A 17,648-nucleotide genomic window follows, 5' to 3' on the forward strand; every position below is an offset into this window, starting at 1 on the left:
TACATCTGGTTTTGTATTGACTTATTCTTACAAACATTTGCACATATGCCTTACGTCATATTATTATAAGTCAATACACTATTATATAGCTGAGAAAGTACTCAATACCCGATTAAAGCACTATGGACATGATTTATTTTCTTTTTTAGTGCAATGAAATAAATTTTATTCTTCTTGGGAATCGTCACTTTTTTTCAGTTCTTCAAGTATTGGCATAGACATGATGTTATAGCCTGAATCAACATAATGGATTTCACCTGTAACACCTGATGATAAGTCAGAGAGTAGATAAAGAGCAGATTTTCCAATTTCATGAATATTTACGGTACGCCGTAATGGGGCATTACGGCGTTGATGTGAAAATATTGCCCGCGCAGCTGCAATACCATTACCTGCTAAAGTTCTAACAGGACCAGCGGAAATCGCATTGACACGGATATTTTGAGGACCAAAGTCCGCTGCTAAATAACGTACCATAGCTTCTAAAGCTGCTTTAGCAACACCCATGATGTTATAATTAGGCACAACTTGCTGTGAAGCACCGTAGGTAAGAGTTAAAAGTGTTCCTCCATTGGGCATAAGCTTACCCGCGCGCTGGGCAATTTCAGTAAAGGAATAAGCTGAAATAACCATCGTGCGTTGAAAGTTTTCACGTGTTGTAACATCAACGTAACGTCCTTTTAGCTGAGTTTTATCTGAAAAACCAATGGCATGGACAATAAAATCAATTGTTTTCCATTCTTTTTCAAGTTGCTCAAAGACGTAATCAATATTTTCACTTTTTTCAACGTCACACTCTAGCACTAATTTGCACCCAAGTTTATCTGCTAGGGGATGAACACGTTTTCCAAAAGCATTTCCTTGATAAGTCAACGCTAATTCCGCTCCTGCTTGTGCGAGCTGACAGGCAATGCCCCAAGCAATTGAATGGTCATTCGCAATTCCCATAATAAGGCCGCGTTTGCCCTCCATCAAACCTTTCATATTATTCTCCGTAAGACCGTACTTTTTTCAATTACTAAGAGCTTTTGTTTATACATAACGTTGGAAAACAAGCGTTGCATTGGTACCGCCAAAGCCAAAAGTATTCGACAATACGGTATTCAGTTGTTGATGATCACGTCGTTCACGAACGATTGGCATATCAGCAAAAGCTGGATCAAGTTCTTCAATATGGGCACTTTCACAAATAAAATTATGATTCATCATTAACAATGTATAGATTGCTTCGTGAACACCTGCTGCTCCCAAGGAATGTCCTGTTAGAGACTTGGTAGCAGAAATGGGGGGACATTGATCACCTGCTCCAAAGACACGACGGATAGCTTCTATCTCAGGAGGATCACCAACAGGAGTTGCTGTCGCATGGGGATTGATATAATCAATTTTATTATTGACTGTTGCAAGAGCCATGCGCATGCACCGCTCCGCTCCCTCTCCTGATGGGGCAACCATATCATGTCCATCGGATGTCGCACCGTATCCAACGATTTCTCCGTAGATTTTTGCACCACGTGCTTTAGCAAGTTCTAAATCTTCAAGGACTAAAACGCCAGCCCCTCCAGCAATGACAAAACCATCACGATTAACATCATAAGCACGTGAAGCTTTGTGAGGAATGTCATTATATCTGCTGGACATAGCGCCCATGGCATCGAATAAAACAGATAGTGTCCAATCCAAATCTTCGCAGCCACCGGCAAAGATGCGCTTTTGTTTACCATATTGAATCATTTCGTAAGCATTACCAATACAATGATTGGAGGTAGCACAAGCTGAAGAGATTGAATAATTGATTCCCTTTATTTTAAAGAAAGTTGCTAATGTTGCAGATGCTGTAGAACTCATCGCTTTAGGGACAACAAAAGGTCCAACACGTTTTGGACCTTTTTGGCGTGTAATGTCAGCAGCTTCTACGATTGAATGTGTTGAAGCACCTCCAGAACCCATAATAATACCCGTGTGTTCGTTCGATACTTCATGCGGTTCTAGACCCGCATCAGCAATCGCCTGATCCATGGCGATGTGATTCCATGCTGTTCCACGCCCATGAAAACGTAGAGCACGTCGATCTACGAGTTCTTCTATATTAATATCGGGTTTGCCATAAACTCTGCTACGAAAGCCTAATTCGGCATATTGAGGTGCGTAAGAAATTCCGGATTTTGCTTCACGTAAACTGGTTAAAACATCTCTAGGGTTATTTCCAATCGCGGAGACAATTCCCATTCCGGTTACAACAACTCGACGCATTCATACCTCCTCGTTCCATACAGAATAGTGAAAAGTTCTTTCTGACGGAAATAACGTTCAATCTTCTTTGAATAAAGCAACGCGTAAATCATTCGCCTTATAAATAGTCTCTCCATCTGCTTTTAGCCACCCATCAGCTATTCCTAAGACTAAATTTCCACGTCGAATACGCTTAAAATCTATTTCATATTCAAGAATTTTGGTTTGTGGAGTTACCATCCCTGATAACTTTACTTCACCTGTTGATATTGCTCTTCCTTTTCCTGGTTCGCCTAGCCAACCAAGAAAAAAACCTGTTAATTGCCACATACCATCCAGTCCGAGACATCCTGGCATGACGGGATCGCCTATAAAGTGACAATTAAAGAACCACATGTCTGGTGTAATGTCAAATTCGGCGCGAACCATTCCTTTATCGTATTTACCATCAGTTTCACTAATTTGAGTGATTCGATGAATCATCAACATTGGCGGTGCTGGCAATTGCGCATTACCTCTACCAAACATTTCGCCGCGAGCGCAGCTTAGAAGCTCTTCATATGTGTAGCGAGACTTTTGTTCAGCCATTGTTACTCCATTTATTTGCATATATCTTTAATTTCTGCGCTTTTCCCAACCTACTTTTAGAGCAAATTTTAAAGAGAGGGAAATGATTTTATATCATTTTTAATGACAAAAGCCTTTTTTTATGTATTCTACATAGGTAATTATTTAAAAATGGAATACAAGATTACACCATACTATTCCCATTTTTTTGTATTTTGATCTTATTTAGCAGGAATGTATTTGGGTTTGTAATATGTCAGTGAGTGCAGACAATTTAGATATGAATGAAGAGCAACAGTGCACAAAAGAGTGTGGAAAAATTGTGCAATATTATTCCATTTCTATGTTAGAAAAACGTTTGCGTCAAAATGGTCTGCGTCCAACACGTCAGCGGTTGGAACTTGCACATATGATTTTTTCTCAAGGAAATCGTCATATTACTGCTGAAGAGCTCTATGAGGAAGCGGTGAGGGCAGGTGTACCTGTATCTTTAGCAACGGTTTATAATACGCTTCATCAATTTACGGAAGCGGGATTATTACGGATTATTGCCGTAGAGGGCTCAAAAACTTGGTTTGATACCAATACCTCTGATCACTACCATTTTTATATAGAAGGTGAAAATCGTATTCTTGATATTCCTTACAATTTGGAAGAATCTCCCATTATTAGAAATTTGCCTAAGCCACCAGAAGGTATGGAAATTTCACATGTTGATTTAATCGTGCGATTGAAACCAAAAAATCGATCTTGTGATAGGCAGTGAGGATATTCAATAAGGAATAAAATTAAACTTATTGAGTTTGAGTATTCACCAGCCTTTTACTTTTTCATCAGGATAGATTCCCCATAACTGTGGTTGTTGAAGCCATCCGCGCGTATTATTAATATTTAGTTCGCACCATTGTCCATCACATTGGCGGATATTACCAATGACATTAGGTTCTACTTCTGCCACAAGTTCTGCGTTGTCGGTGGGGTTTTTTCGTAGCATCAGTCTTTTAGTTTTATCTTTTTGCCATGGAATAGTTATAGCAGTTCGCTTTCCCGATAAAAGCGATTGATACACCCACCCCTCATCGCCTTCGGCATCACGAATTTTGCGCCATTGATCATATTCTTGAATAATTTCAATAGGTAAGCCCTTCTTTTTGTAAGTAAAAATGATAGAATAGTTGCTTCCTGGTCCGACGCGTACATTAACGCTGGTGGGTTTAATCGAAGCAAATCGCGGAAGTGGTAAACCACTGGGCCCTAAATTTTGATTAAATGTTTGTGCATGCAACAAATGAGGTGAACCTAATACAATGACTGTTGCTATTAAGATACATGATGCGAGTATTGAAACGCGAAACCAACGAGAATTTTGCACACCGAACTCCTTTATTTCATCATATATTGGAAATTTAAAATCTGAAAGATAAGACTGGAAACTGATAAAAAGTATGACACACTGCTCGTTAAAGAGATCTAAACGATGAGAAAATTGCTACAAAAATATCAAAATAAGGAAAACAAAAGCTTGTATTTCTTAGTGCGTATCTTGTTTATGAGGGGATAGATATAAATAAACATTGGATTTTTATGTAGCTGTACGCGTGATAAAACAGTAAAGTATTACTGGAGCCTTAGCAGTTTTTGTACAGGAAATTAGGGCTAAAGTATTGCATCTCTTTTCTGAGTTTGTTTCTCGAAGTAAAAGTGCATGTATGCATACTATGAACAAAGAGCTGTTCAGAAAGGGATTTATTGTGTGGCTTGAAAAGAAGTTTTGAATGAACAAAATAATACGATAAATAAAACATTTAAGCGTAAAAATATGAGCGACATTATAGAGTAGATTGATATATGAAGGGCTAATTTAAACAGGACACTTTTTCGTGATAATTCATTTATAAAATTTGCTACACTCTAATCTTATGCCATGATAATGCTTATCCGTATGGTAGATAAGCTGGCTCCATCGTTCTATTCACCAGCTTTCAATGTTATGCAGTTCCTATTATTTATGGTGTTCATAAGAAGCATTTTTGTTTTTTCTTAAATAGCTTTTATTCTATTTGCATACGAATCCCGCTTATGATGTACAAGAAGATAATCTTGATTGATTCAATATGAGAAGGCATTGAGAAACTGTACGTTATTCAGAATTATTAATTAATATGAAAAACAATTACTTATAATAACAAATCACTGCGTTAAAAACTTTAACTCGTTATTTAAATTGTAAAAATATTTCCATCAACAATGGTAATAAAAGGCACATTCATCCATCTTAAAATACAGTGTTTTCTCTGTTTATTGTCAAATTTCTTTTTCTCTAACTCAGTATAGAAGAAAGTTGAAAGAAATAGAAGGGCTTATTCGATACAATTATGAGGGTAATTACATAAGTGATGAATAGAAGAAATTTATCAAGAAAAAAGAATTTATAGTTCAGTGGTTGAAATTCGTCATCCTTTAGAGAGACAGAATCAAGAGATATAAAAAGTTATGGAATTATATCGTTTCGTTACATAACTGAAGGGAAAGAGGATTATGAATTTGATATTATATTTTACACACAATCGCATATTGCGATAGTTATTTTTGTTTTGTAATCAGACCTAGGATGATCGAAAGATGTAGAATATTTAATGAAAAAAAAGAAGTTCATCATGAAATTTGTACATAAGAAGCAGTGATGTAAGAGATATCCAGAAGGAGAAAATTATAGTGAAAAGTGATAATAAAACACCTCACACTCAATTCACATAGGAAAAAGTCGCTTAAATATCTAAAGTGTAGTTTGTTATCTATTTTTTGAAATATAAGAGTGAAATAAAAACCACCTCTATGATAGAAATCTTATTATTTTCAAATAACTAACATATTAGATAACATTGTACACAAAAACCTACACACAAGCAATTTATTGCAATCGCCTATGAAGATAAAATTTTCTAGTAGCTTATTACCTATTGGTTATGCAGTTATATAATATCATAAAGTATATTACTTTACCGCAACAGTTCGTCCGTTACTAACAAAACCTTCTCTTTGTGCACGCTTACGAGCAAGCTTACGTGTACGACGAATAGCTTCAGCTTTTTCACGAGCACGCTTCTCAGATGGCTTCTCATAATAACTACGCATTTTCATTTCACGGAAGATACCTTCACGCTGCATCTTTTTTTTCAACGCACGGAGCGCTTGGTCAACATTATTATCACGAACGAGTACTTGCACTATCTATCCTGCTTTTTTCAGTGTCATAAATGATAGGAAAAAACCTACGTCCTTTTAAAGGCATATCCAAAAGGACAAGCACTTATATCATATAAATAAGACATTTGTCTATATCGCTTTTTAAAATTCTATTTTTTTTACAATAAAACGCTTTTTATAATGAATGATAGAATTTACGGTTATAAATTTATGAAAGTCCTTGTATTTGATCATTTTCGTCAAGATGAATTTTTTCAGCCGCGGGATAATGGGGTAGTCCCGGCATGGTCATAACATCTCCACAAATGACAACAATAAAACCGGCTCCCGCACAGAGACGAACTTCTCGTATGGGAATCTCAAAATCAACAGGAGCGCCGTATTGCTTGGGATCAGAAGAAAAAGAATAAGGTGTTTTTGCCATACAAATAGGGTAGACGCCAAACCCCTCTTTTTCCCAAGATTCAAGTTGTTTGAGAATAGGGGCTGAGATGATGGCGCCACGTCCACCGTATAGCTTTGTTATAATACAATTAATTTTTTGAACGAGTGGAATATCATCTTGATAGAGAACTTTAAAATCAGAATCGTGCTTTTCAATCAAGGTAACGAGTTCTTGTGCAAGTTCTATAGCGCCTTTTCCACCTTGTTCCCAATGCTTACAGATAATAGCTTTGTGTCCAGTTGTTGCAACTATTTTTTGTAATGTTTTTATTTCAGCATCGCTATCGCTGTCAAAATGATTGATAGCCACAACACAAGGAATACCGTAGTGCTTCATATTTTTTATGTGTCGTAAAAGATTGGCAGCTCCTTTTTCTAAAGCGGTAATATTTTCTTCTGTCAGGTTATTTTTATCCAGACCACCGTTCATTTTTAATGCACGAATAGTTGCGACGATCACTGTAGCATTTGGTACAATACCTGCTTGCCTACATTTGATATTGAAGAACTTTTCTGCTCCAAGATCTGCTCCAAACCCTGCTTCTGTGACAACATAATCCGCAAGTTTTAAAGCAGTTTTTGTTGCTATAACTGAATTGCAACCATGAGCAATGTTGGCAAAAGGTCCTCCATGAATGAGAACAGGATTATTTTCAATTGTCTGTACGAGATTGGGGTGTATAGCATCTTTGAGAAGAACTGCCATTGCACCTTCCGCATTGAGATCAGCAACGGTGATGGGCGTTTTATCATAACGATAAGCAACAATAATTTTTTTGAGTCTTTGTGTAAGGTTTTCTAAATTTTCAGAGAGACAAAGAAGCGCCATAATTTCTGATGCAACAGTAATATCAAAACCTGTTTGACGTGGAAAACCATTTGTTATGCCCCCCAATGAAATGACAATATCGCGCAATGCACGGTCATTCATATCAAGAACGCGTTTCCAAACAATGCGACGTGGATCAATGTTTAGAGTATTTCCCCAATAAAGATGATTATCTATCATTGCGGCAAGAAGATTATGAGCAGCTGTAATAGCATGAAAATCACCGGTAAAATGTAAATTAAGGTCATCCATTGGAATGACTTGCGCATAACCACCACCAGCAGCACCACCTTTTACACCAAAACAGGGACCTAAAGACGGTTCTCTCAAGGTAGCTATTGTTTTTTTACCAATAAGATTAAGAGCATCACTTAGTCCAACTGTTGTTGTTGTTTTGCCTTCTCCGGCAGGTGTGGGATTGATAGCTGTGACAAGGATAAGTTTACCGTCTGGATTTTTATTAAGCGATTTTATGTATTCAGAAGAAATTTTAGCTTTATCATGGCCATAGGGAATAAGATTTTCATGTGAGATACCAATTTTTTGTGCAATTTCAACAATATGTTGCTTTTTAGCAGTGCGAGCAATTTCAATATCAGTTTTAGGCATGGAAAAATTCTTTAAACTTATCTTTTATTAATATTCGAGATCTGTACCCCATGGGTTAATTAGAAAAATTCATAGAGAACAGAAAATATTAAGATATCATAGAAGTCGATGATATGCCATGCAAGAGATAATGCTAAAGAAGCACAAGAAGAGTTTTATTGTTTTTTAGGAAAAAGAATCACTTTGCTTTTAAGCAGTAAAAATACGTTTAATTCAATTAAAAATATTGCAGAAAGAAGCTGTGGTTTGCAACAAAATGCTGATGATATTAATGGATACCATAAGTGTTTTATAGTGGTACGTTTGAGAAGTAGTTTATTTATTCTTTCCAATAACAGACTGAAAAAGTTTTACATGGTGGTAACCCGGAATTTATGGCGGCACATTTGAAGTCCCTCTTAAGATGGGACTGCTAGGAATAAAATATCCAGCAACATCCAGTTATGGAACAGTTAGAAATAAGAACGTAAAAAATTACCTAACTGATTAGAGAGTATAATCCGGAAGAGACCAAAAACAAGCGCATAGATTGAAAAAAGAAAACAACAATACACGCTACTCATGCAATCGCTACGATTATTAGCTAATAAAAGCCCTTAGGGCTGAATTGAAGGACTCATAACATCTTATTCTAGCAAAATGGCTAAAGAAACGACTCACAACAGAATGAAATAACAAAATACAAAGATAGATAAAAACAAATCACAAAATAAAGAATTTAAAAAGTCTGACTTTATAAGTAAGATATTGATAGATGGCGCACCCGAAGAGATTCGAACTCCTGACCCCCAGATTCGTAGTCTGGTGCTCTATCCAGCTGAGCTACGGGTGCATATATTTCAATTTTTTACATTGTCTAAGACAAAGGGTTCCTAATCGTTTCATTAAAGAAATGCAAGTGAAACTTGGATAGTAATAAAAAAATCTCTCTTTTTTATGAGATATTTTAAAAATATTATGGCTTCAGTTGGTTTTGATATGAACATTTTTTTGTTGTGACCATACAAAGCAATATGAACGATAGTTAACTTGACGTTTTTATAGATGAAAGATAATCAAGCAGAGATGAGATCTGTTTTTTGCGGTGGGGGTAAGACACACACACCCGCTGTTGGGTTTTTGTGTAAAACGCCGATATTACTGTTGAAAACTATTTCAGATAAACATGACACAGCAAGGGCGGATGTATGGCGTTATTAAAAAAGAGCTTTCCATTAGTGTTTTTAATCGTTGTTTTAACGGTTACTTATTGGGCTGGAAAAAAGAGTGCAGAACAACCCATTTCTATGGTGGATAAAACAAAAGTATCAGATAAAACTTCAAATGGAAAAATGGGAAGGCCACCGGTAAATGTTGTCGTTGATCTTGTAAAAATTCAAGATTTTTATGAACAACTTAACGTTTTAGGGAGTGGAAAAGCTCTTGCAGAAGTTGAGCTTACTCCTTTATCCTCAGGTGTTATTGATAAGCTTTTTGTGTCAGCAGGTACAAAAGTACAAGCTGATGATGTGATTGCAAAGCTTGATTCTAAAAAAGAAGAAATAGCGGCTGCAAAAGCAAAAGTGCAACGTGATAACAATGCGTTAACGCTTTCGCGCATTCTTAAATTACGCGCCAGCAATACAGCAACGGAAGTTCAAGAAATTATGGCACGCTTAGAGTTGGATAACGCAAATTTAGTTTTGCGTAATGCTGAATTAGATCTCGATCGGCGAACAATTCGAGCACCGATTCCTGGAGTTGTTGGTATTTTGCCCGTTGATGCGGGGAATAACGTGACCCTTAATACTGTAATAGGCCGTATTGAGAATAGAGAACGTATTTTGGTCGATATATGGGCCCCTGAACGATATGTGTCGCGCATCCATAAAGGAGATGAGGTAACGGCAACGTTAGTCGCGCAGCCAGATAGATCTTTTGTTGGTCATATTTATGCGATTGATAATATCGTTGATCCAGAAAGTCGCACACTTCATGTTCAGGTTGAAATCAATAATGAAAAAGATACGCTCATGTCTGGTATGTCCTTTTCTGTTGCCTTGCAATTTCATGGTGGTTCTTTTCCTGTCGTTAATCCTCTTGCAGTTCAATGGAATAGTAAAGGGTCATTCGTTTGGCGTGTGAGAGAAGGGAAAGTAGAGGCTATACCCGTATCAATTATTCAGCATAAAGCAGATCAAGTTTTCGTAAAAGCACCCCTAGAAAATGGTGATCAAGTTGTCATTCAAGGGGTGCAAATGCTTTATCCAGGAAGTAAAGTAACGATTGATGATCCAAAGTCTCATCAACAGCAATTACCAGCAGTTTACGGAACGGATATACAATGAGCCAAGAATTGAGCACAAAACAGCCTACGTCAAAGGTGGAGCAAGGTGGTCTCATTACCTTATTTATTCGCAGACCGGTTTTTACTTTTGTTTTAAATGCTATGATCATCATTGCAGGATTTGCAGCATGGTTAAATGTTGATGTAAGAGAATTACCCGATGTTGATACTCCCGTAACGACGGTTGTGACGGTGTTTTCTGGTGCGTCGGCAGAAACAATTGATCGTGAAGTTACAAAAGTTATAGAAGATGCCGTTTCTCGTGTTTCAGGTGTTAAGACGATTTCTTCAACGTCTTCTTTTGGGCGCTCCCGTGTACAGATTAATTTTAATGTTGGTGTTGATTTGAATGTTGCGGCATCTGATATTCGTGATGCTCTCTCCCGTATTACCTATTCTTTACCGAAAGATGCGGATTCGCCTTTGATTATTAAAGCAGATTCGAATGCTGCTGCCATGATGTATTTGGTTGTGACGTCACCAACAATGAGTGTTGATGATTTAACCACGATTGTAAACGATCAGATTGTTGATGCAATTTCTGCTGTTGATGGTGTTGGTGATGTACAGGTCGATAGTGCTCGCACAAAGATTTTTCAGATTGATATAGATCAAGCAAAACTTGCAAGTTATGGATTAACTGTAGCAGATATTTCACGTGTTCTTGCTGATATGACAACAGATGTGCCAGTAGGGTCATTACGCAATTCTAAGCAAACTTTAGTTGTACGTGCTACTGCACGTTTAACAACACCAGAATCTTTTGAACAAGTTGTTTTAAAGCCTCATGTGCATCTTGGTGATGTTGCGCATGTTACTTTATCGCCGGATATAGAAACAGTTATTCTTCGTATCAATGGAAAGACAGGTATTGGATTAGGTATCGTGCGTAAAGCACAATCCAACACTCTTAATATTTCTGAAGGTGTGAGAGCCGTTGTTGATAATCTCAAAAGTATTGTTCCTTCTTCTGTACATATAGACGTTATTAATGACGATGCAATTTTTATTAAAAGCGCTCTTCATGAGGTTGAAGTTGCGTTGGTCATTGCTATTTTGAGCGTTATCTTGGTCATTTTTCTTTTTCTCAGAGACATTCGTGTAACGCTGATACCTGCTGTATCTCTTCCTGTCGCTTTGATTGGTACCATTGCGGCTATTTATCTTGTAGGGTTTTCATTGAATATTCTCACATTTTTAGGACTTGTTTTAGCAACAGGGCTTGTTGTGGATGATGCCATTGTTGTTCTTGAGAATATTGTTCGGTGGCGCAACATGGGATTAGGTTCCAGAGCAGCAGCGGTGATAGGAACACGTGAAGTATTTTTTGCTGTTTTAGCAACAACACTGACATTAGTGGCTGTGTTTGTTCCTATTTCCTTTCTTCCTGGGCAAGTTGGAGGGCTTTTTAGAGAATTCGGTTTTGTTTTGGCAATTTCTATTTTGCTTTCTTCAGTTGTTGCCTTAACGCTTTGTCCCATGTTGGCTTCACGTTTTCTCAAAGAACATATTGAGGATAAAGAGGAAGAGTCCCATCATTTTGCTTTTTTATATAAATTAGGTACTTTTTTTCATAAGGCATATACTTACAGTTTGCATAAGTGTTTAGAAAAGCCTTGGGCTGTTGTTTTTGCTTCACTTATTTTTGGGGGTCTTTGTGTTGGAGGCTATACGAAGCTACAACAGGAATTAACGCCAGCAGAAGACAGAGCTGTGATCTTTTTGGTTATTAATGGACCACAAGGTATTTCAACACAATATTTGAACGAGCAAATAGAGCAAATTGAAGCAAGTCTACAGCCATTACGTGATGCAGGGGAGATTGCTAACAGTTACTCTATCGCGGGTGCTGGCGGTTCACCCAATACTGCTTTTTTGATTTTATTGCTTTCATCTTGGGATAAACGTTTACGTAGTCAGCAAGAAATCGTGAAAGATATTAATGCAAAGGTTAAACAGTTTCCCGCAGTTTTTGTATTTGCTGCGCAGGGAAATTCTTTGGGTGTGAGAGGAACTGGGCAAGGGTTGCAATTTGCAATTCTTGGCAATGATTATGCAACATTACAACCCATTGCTGATAAGCTGGTGAGTGCTTTACAAGATGATCCGCGTTTTATTCGCCCACGCCTTACTGTTGATGCAACACAACCGCAATTTTTTATTGAAATCAATCGAAAAAAAGCCTCCGATTTAGGGATTGATATCGCCAATTTGGGCGATACATTACAAACAATGTTGGATGGTAAAAAGATTGGTTCCATTAACGTGGATGATCATTCTTACGATGTTAAATTGATATCGCGTACAAATTCTATGAAGAGTCCTAGCGATTTAGAAAATATTTTTTTAAAAACCAAAGACAATCGATATGTTCCTTTATCGGTTATTGCGCGTTTACATGAAAAAGCTATTGCTCCTCAATTAAAACGGGAAAAACGCATGAATGCTGTTGTTTTAAGCGCAAATCTTGCTCCAGATATCGCTTTAGGGGAAGCTTACCAAACTGTACAGAAAATTGCTTCTCCTTTGTTATCAAAAGGAACCTACTTGGTTCCCTTAGGGGAAGCCGAAACGCTTAATGAAACATCTTCCAATTTTATGATTGTTTTTGGCATTGCCTTTTTGATTATTTTATTGATTTTGGCTGCTCAGTTTGAAAGCTTTATTTCAGGATTCATTATCATGGCCACTGTCCCATTAGGGATTGGTTGTGCTGTAATTGCTATGCTATTAAGTGGTGTGAGTCTTAATATTTACAGCCAAATTGGATTAATTTTGTTAATTGGTGTTATGGCAAAAAATGGTATTCTCATTGTTGAATTTGCAGATCAATTACGTGATCAGGGAAGAAGCGTGCGTGAAGCCGTAGAAGAAGCAGCAAACATTCGCCTTCGTCCAGTTTGTATGACAATGATTTGTGCCATTTTAGGAGGTATTCCTTTGGTTTTAGCCAAAGGTGCTGGCGCAGAAGCTCGTATAGCTTTAGGTTGGGTTATCGTTGGTGGCTTAGGTTTAGCAACTATTTTTACGCTTTATGTTACACCGGTTGTTTATCTTTTTTTAGGGCGTTTTATAAGACCAAAAGCAGAAGAAGATTTACGTTTAACAAAAGAACTCAATCAAGTTAAATGATGTATATGATAGAAAAGATTTGAAAGTTTATTCTTGTAAAAATATCATTTTCGGATCTTATCCTTTATATTTTGTATATTCCTTCATTTTTATGTGAGCAGTGAAAATAGCGAGTAATAAAAGAGATGCTTTCTGCTTTGTTATTGTTTGGGCATAGATTTCATTATCAATAACCATATAGGATAAGCTTATGGGAGATAGCTTTTCGATTCGAAATGAAATGGCTTTTGAAGCCACATTAAAAGCTTTAAGAAACCATGCCGCAAAGGATGGGGTCTATGATATTCGTCGGCATTTTGTAGAAGATGAACAGCGTTTTTCCCATTTTTCCCTCAGACTTGATGATCTTCTTTTCGATTTTTCAAAATGTGGTGTGACATTTAAAACATTGCAACTTCTAGATGATTTAGCGGTTGCAGCAGATGTGTTAGGCCGGCGTGATGCAATGTTTTCTGGTAAGGCGATTAATACAACTGAAAAACGCTCAGTTCTTCATATTGCATTACGTTTACCTGCTGATGAAATTTTCATGTTGGATGGTCATAATCTTATTCGCGATATTCAAGACGTCCTTGAAGATATGGAAAGATTTTCTGAAAAGGTGCGTGATGGAAGCTATAAGGGAAGCAGTGGCGAGAGAATAAGTGATATTGTCAATATTGGTATTGGTGGTTCTGATCTTGGTCCTGCAATGGTCACATACGCTTTAAAACCTTATCATGATGGTCCACAGTGTCATTTTGTTTCGAATGCTGACAGTGCCCATATTTCTGATACTCTCTCTATTTTGAATCCAGCAACAACGCTGTTTGTCATTGCTTCTAAAACTTTTACAACGGCTGAAACAATGGTAAATGCTCAAGTTGCACGTCAGTGGATTTGTTCACATTTAGGAGAAAAAGCCGTTTGTACGCATTTTGTTGCTGTTTCAAGTGCGCTTGATAAAGTGGCAGAATTTGGCATAGATTCCACAAGCGTTTTTAAATTTTGGAATTGGGTTGGAGGACGTTATTCAATTTGGTCAGCCATTGGACTTGTTGTTATGTTTGCAATAGGTGGTGGAAATTTTCGCAAATTTCTCAACGGTGCTTTGCAAATGGACCAACATTTTAAAACTATGCCTTTGCATAAAAATATTCCTATTCGTTTTGCTCTTTTAGGATTCTGGCATCGTGTTATTTGTGGTTATTCATCACGTTCGATCATTCCTTATGCACAGCGTTTAATACATTTTCCAGCTTATTTACAACAGCTTGATATGGAATCAAATGGTAAGCAAATCTCGCTGGATGGAAAACCATTAAGTTTTTCAAGTGGTCCAATTGTTTGGGGGGATTCAGGAACAAATAGTCAACATGCTTTTTTTCAGCTTCTGCATCAAGGAACAGATATTATTCCTGTAGAATTTATTTTATTTATAAAAGGGCATGAGAAAAATTTACATTCTATGTATGAGATGTTGCTAGCAAACGGTTTAGCACAATCAAAAGCATTGATGAAGGGGCGTAGTATTGAAGATGCTCGGCATATCTTGATAAAAAATGGAGTTGGTGAGGGTGAGGCAGATCATTTAGCACTTCATAGAAGTTTTAAAGGAAACCGTCCCAGCATTACGTTGGTTCAAGATTTATTAACACCTTTTGCACTCGGTCGTCTTATTGCACTTTATGAACATCGTACTTTTGTTGAAGGGATTTTAATGAATATTAATTCATTTGATCAATGGGGGGTTGAACTTGGTAAAGAATTAGCAAACGAGTTACTACCAATTCTTCGTGGAGAAAGTAAAGCGGATAATCGCGATAGTTCAACATTAGGGTTGCTAGCACATATTCAAGCAAGACGTGCAAAATAAATATAATTTGACAGTAGGTTTTGCACTAACTAAGCAAAAGTAGAATGAGAGAGAAATATGAGATAATTCTTTAATTTTACTATGCGTTCTCTTATTATCTGAACTAGATTTATGTAACAGAAAATCAAAAAAGTGCAAAAATTGTAAAAAGGAGAATTTATTCGCAAAAACGATAAAGACCTTTGAGAGGTCTTTGAAGACCCTTTGAGCCCCCCTTAAAATCCTTCGAAAAAAATAAAATTATACAAAACCCGCTGGCAAGCTACAACCGGCAAGCTACGATTGAAGACATTTTAATAATATCGTTTTATAAATTAATGGCGGAGAGAGAGGGATTTGAACCCCCGATAGAGTTGCCCCTATGCCGCATTTCGAGTGCGGTGCTTTCAACCACTCAGCCATCTCTCCATAATAAAAGTGAAACAAAAATCGGCACTATTTGAGTGTATAAGGGGTAGATAACCTTCAATTGTTTTTGGTACAACCTTTTTTTCTTTTTTATGGGACTTTATTGACAGAGAATAGAAATTCCTTCATATATACAAAATATAAGCGTGGGGAAATCTGCGCATATTTGTGTTGAAGAAGGTTTTATCCTTCTTTGAGATTTATTACGACTGATAAAAAGCAGCCTATTTTCCCTTATTTCAAGGCAGAAATTAAATAAGAGCTGGAGTGAACGGAAGGATAAAAAATGTTCGCAGTCATTAAAACTGGTGGTAAGCAATACCGCATTGTTGCTAATCAAGTGGTAAAAGTTGAAAAAGTTAGTGGAAATGCGGGTGATGTTGTTGAATTCAATGACATATTAATGGTTGGGCAAGAAGGTAATGCGGTTATTGGTACCCCTGTCGTTGCTGATGCATTGGTGACAGCTGAGATTTTAGAACAGGCACGTGGGCGCAAGGTTATCGCATTTAAGAAGCGCCGTCGTCAAAATTCTAAACGCACGCGTGGCCATCGTCAAGAATTTACGAGGCTTCGTGTTTTAGAAATTTTAATGGGTGGTTCAAAACCTAAAAAAGTTGCTGCAAAACCGATAAAAGAAGAAGCAACTACACCACAAGAAACAAAAGCTGCTGCTTCTATTGAGAAGACGGCTAAAAAAACGGTTGAAAAAAAGACTGCGCCGCAGAAGAAAGCGTCTGTAGCAACAAAGAGTAAGAAAGATTAAAGGAGAGCGTCTATGGCACATAAAAAAGCTGGTGGTTCCTCGCGTAATGGTCGTGATTCAGAATCGAAACGTCTAGGCGTTAAAAAATTTGGTGGTGAAACCGTTATTGCCGGAAATATTATTATTCGCCAGCGTGGTACACGTTGGCATCCTGGTAACAATGTTGGTATTGGAAAAGATCATACGCTTTTTGCATTATCAAATGGAAAGGTTTCTTTTCAACGCAAAGCGGGTAATCGTTCCTATGTTTCAGTCATTCCTATGCTGGAGGCAGCAGAGTAATCTGTAACACTCTCTAGCAATCAACAGGATTTCATTGAATTATAGTTGTGGTTTTATAAGTATTAAAAGGGAAAGATAGAGTCTTATCTTTCCCTTTTTGCGTTGGTACTATAATAAATGTAGAAGATATACGAAAAAGGTAGAATTGAGGAAATGGCTTTTCTCAATGAGGGAAAAAGTTTGTGCGATGTTATGTTAGTATTTAGTACTGAACATATTGATATTATGATAGAATTTGTTGATAAATTTCTGTATAATAATAGTGAGAGAGACTTTCTTTTTATGCATGAAGAAGTGTCTAGTGATTTCTTATAAGAGAAGCAGTTTGTTTTCAGAAAATTATGAGAAATTTAATGAGAGCATTCTTTATGTAATCATTTTGATAAAGATGGGTCTTTTTATCGGCATTGTGGTATTGATGAGTTGTCATACTGTTTTTAGGTGGTAGTGTGGATAGGTGTGGCTATTCATTTAAAAAGACATAGGGATAAAAAATCCATAAGAAGGCAGCCAAAACTACTTTGAAAGTGACGTGCATTAAGGAATTTTCGGTAAATCAAGAGTGAAATTATATTTTTAAGGAGGACGGTGTTTAAAGATATAAAAATAACCAACGTGCAATCAGCGCCCTTCAAGAATATTTTTTCTGATTTCACTATTATTGTGTATTGTTGAAAGTAAATAAGCATAAGAGCTAGGGTTAAGGCAATCATTGCGTTTCATTTTTTACTTTATTTATCTTATTTGTAGAGTTTTTCTTTATTTTAGTAATTGATGATGGTGCTTGGGGGGATGTTCGTACTTTGCAAATGTGCGACAGAGGGTATTGTGTATTTGCGATATTGATTGAAGTAAAGGTGTAGCTTAAAATATATAAATATTATATATCGAGGGTTTGATATCATAAGATGGGCAGCACGGAATTTTAAAGATGATAAGTTGCATGGAGCAATTTGTAATTATGTAATGAATTTATAAAGAGGGATAATAG

General features: G+C 36.9%; 12 protein-coding genes and 2 tRNA genes. 6 read left to right on the top strand and 8 right to left on the bottom strand.

The window, feature by feature from the left end; genetic code table 11:
* Nucleotides 1-165: 165 nt before the first annotated feature.
* The 3 genes from fabI to fabA are packed head-to-tail and all read right to left on the bottom strand — an operon-like array spanning nt 166 to nt 2,820.
* Nucleotides 166-984, bottom strand: coding sequence for an enoyl-ACP reductase FabI (gene fabI / locus ACFILD_RS06750; RefSeq protein ID WP_273790282.1), 819 nt, complete (start codon nt 982-984; stop codon nt 166-168).
* Between the two features lie 48 nt (nt 985-1,032).
* On the bottom strand, nt 1,033-2,253 hold the full coding sequence (gene fabB, locus ACFILD_RS06755; RefSeq protein ID WP_375630494.1) for a beta-ketoacyl-ACP synthase I: 1,221 nt from the start codon (nt 2,251-2,253) through the stop codon (nt 1,033-1,035).
* Between the two features lie 57 nt (nt 2,254-2,310).
* The gene (gene fabA, locus ACFILD_RS06760; protein WP_273722474.1) at nt 2,311-2,820 is read right to left on the bottom strand and encodes a 3-hydroxyacyl-[acyl-carrier-protein] dehydratase FabA; all 510 of its coding nucleotides are present in this window, start codon (nt 2,818-2,820) and stop codon (nt 2,311-2,313) included.
* Between the two features lie 232 nt (nt 2,821-3,052).
* Here fabA and irrA point away from each other — a divergent pair, with 232 nt between their 5' ends.
* Nucleotides 3,053-3,565, top strand: coding sequence for an iron response transcriptional regulator IrrA (gene irrA / locus ACFILD_RS06765; RefSeq protein WP_375621953.1), 513 nt, complete (start codon nt 3,053-3,055; stop codon nt 3,563-3,565).
* Nucleotides 3,566-3,610: 45 nt separating this feature from the next.
* Here irrA and ACFILD_RS06770 read toward each other — a convergent pair whose 3' ends face one another.
* From ACFILD_RS06770 to ACFILD_RS06785, 4 genes are all read right to left on the bottom strand, one after another.
* The gene (locus ACFILD_RS06770; RefSeq protein ID WP_026500127.1) at nt 3,611-4,171 is read right to left on the bottom strand and encodes an SH3 domain-containing protein; all 561 of its coding nucleotides are present in this window, start codon (nt 4,169-4,171) and stop codon (nt 3,611-3,613) included.
* A 1,622-nt stretch (nt 4,172-5,793) separates the two neighbouring features.
* Nucleotides 5,794-6,027 (bottom strand): 30S ribosomal protein S21, encoded by a 234-nt coding sequence (rpsU, locus tag ACFILD_RS06775; RefSeq protein ID WP_012754552.1) that lies wholly within the window; start codon nt 6,025-6,027, stop codon nt 5,794-5,796.
* Between the two features lie 187 nt (nt 6,028-6,214).
* A complete protein-coding gene (locus ACFILD_RS06780) occupies nt 6,215-7,888 on the bottom strand; it encodes a formate--tetrahydrofolate ligase (protein WP_375664918.1) in 1,674 nt (557 codons plus the stop codon).
* A gap of 755 nt (nt 7,889-8,643) precedes the next feature.
* Nucleotides 8,644-8,720, bottom strand: a tRNA-Arg gene (locus tag ACFILD_RS06785).
* A 355-nt stretch (nt 8,721-9,075) separates the two neighbouring features.
* Here ACFILD_RS06785 and ACFILD_RS06790 point away from each other — a divergent pair.
* The 3 genes from ACFILD_RS06790 to pgi all read left to right on the top strand — a co-directional run bounded on the left by ACFILD_RS06790 (nt 9,076) and on the right by pgi (nt 15,201).
* Nucleotides 9,076-10,215 (top strand): efflux RND transporter periplasmic adaptor subunit, encoded by a 1,140-nt coding sequence (locus tag ACFILD_RS06790; protein WP_375642977.1) that lies wholly within the window; start codon nt 9,076-9,078, stop codon nt 10,213-10,215.
* Entirely contained in the window at nt 10,212-13,346 is a 3,135-nt protein-coding gene (locus ACFILD_RS06795) for an efflux RND transporter permease subunit (RefSeq protein WP_273790287.1), read from the top strand. Before ACFILD_RS06790 ends, ACFILD_RS06795 begins: the two co-directional genes overlap by 4 nt.
* Nucleotides 13,347-13,536: 190 nt before the next feature.
* On the top strand, nt 13,537-15,201 hold the full coding sequence (gene pgi / locus ACFILD_RS06800) for a glucose-6-phosphate isomerase (protein WP_375659775.1): 1,665 nt from the start codon (nt 13,537-13,539) through the stop codon (nt 15,199-15,201).
* 318 nt (nt 15,202-15,519) lie between these two features.
* Here pgi and ACFILD_RS06805 read toward each other — a convergent pair.
* Nucleotides 15,520-15,609: transfer RNA gene (locus ACFILD_RS06805), tRNA-Ser, on the bottom strand.
* A 286-nt stretch (nt 15,610-15,895) separates the two neighbouring features.
* On the opposite strand from ACFILD_RS06805, the gene rplU reads away from it, so the two are divergent.
* Both rplU and rpmA read left to right on the top strand, forming a co-directional pair.
* A complete protein-coding gene (gene rplU, locus ACFILD_RS06810; protein WP_375657955.1) occupies nt 15,896-16,375 on the top strand; it encodes a 50S ribosomal protein L21 in 480 nt (159 codons plus the stop codon).
* A 12-nt stretch (nt 16,376-16,387) separates the two neighbouring features.
* Nucleotides 16,388-16,657: a 50S ribosomal protein L27 gene (rpmA, locus tag ACFILD_RS06815; protein ID WP_100130483.1), complete on the top strand. Its 270-nt coding sequence runs from the start codon at nt 16,388-16,390 to the stop codon at nt 16,655-16,657.
* Nucleotides 16,658-17,648 lie beyond the last annotated feature (991 nt).

It is taken from the genome of Bartonella sp. CL162QHHD, assembly GCF_042195435.1.
Lineage (GTDB): Bacteria > Pseudomonadota > Alphaproteobacteria > Rhizobiales > Rhizobiaceae > Bartonella.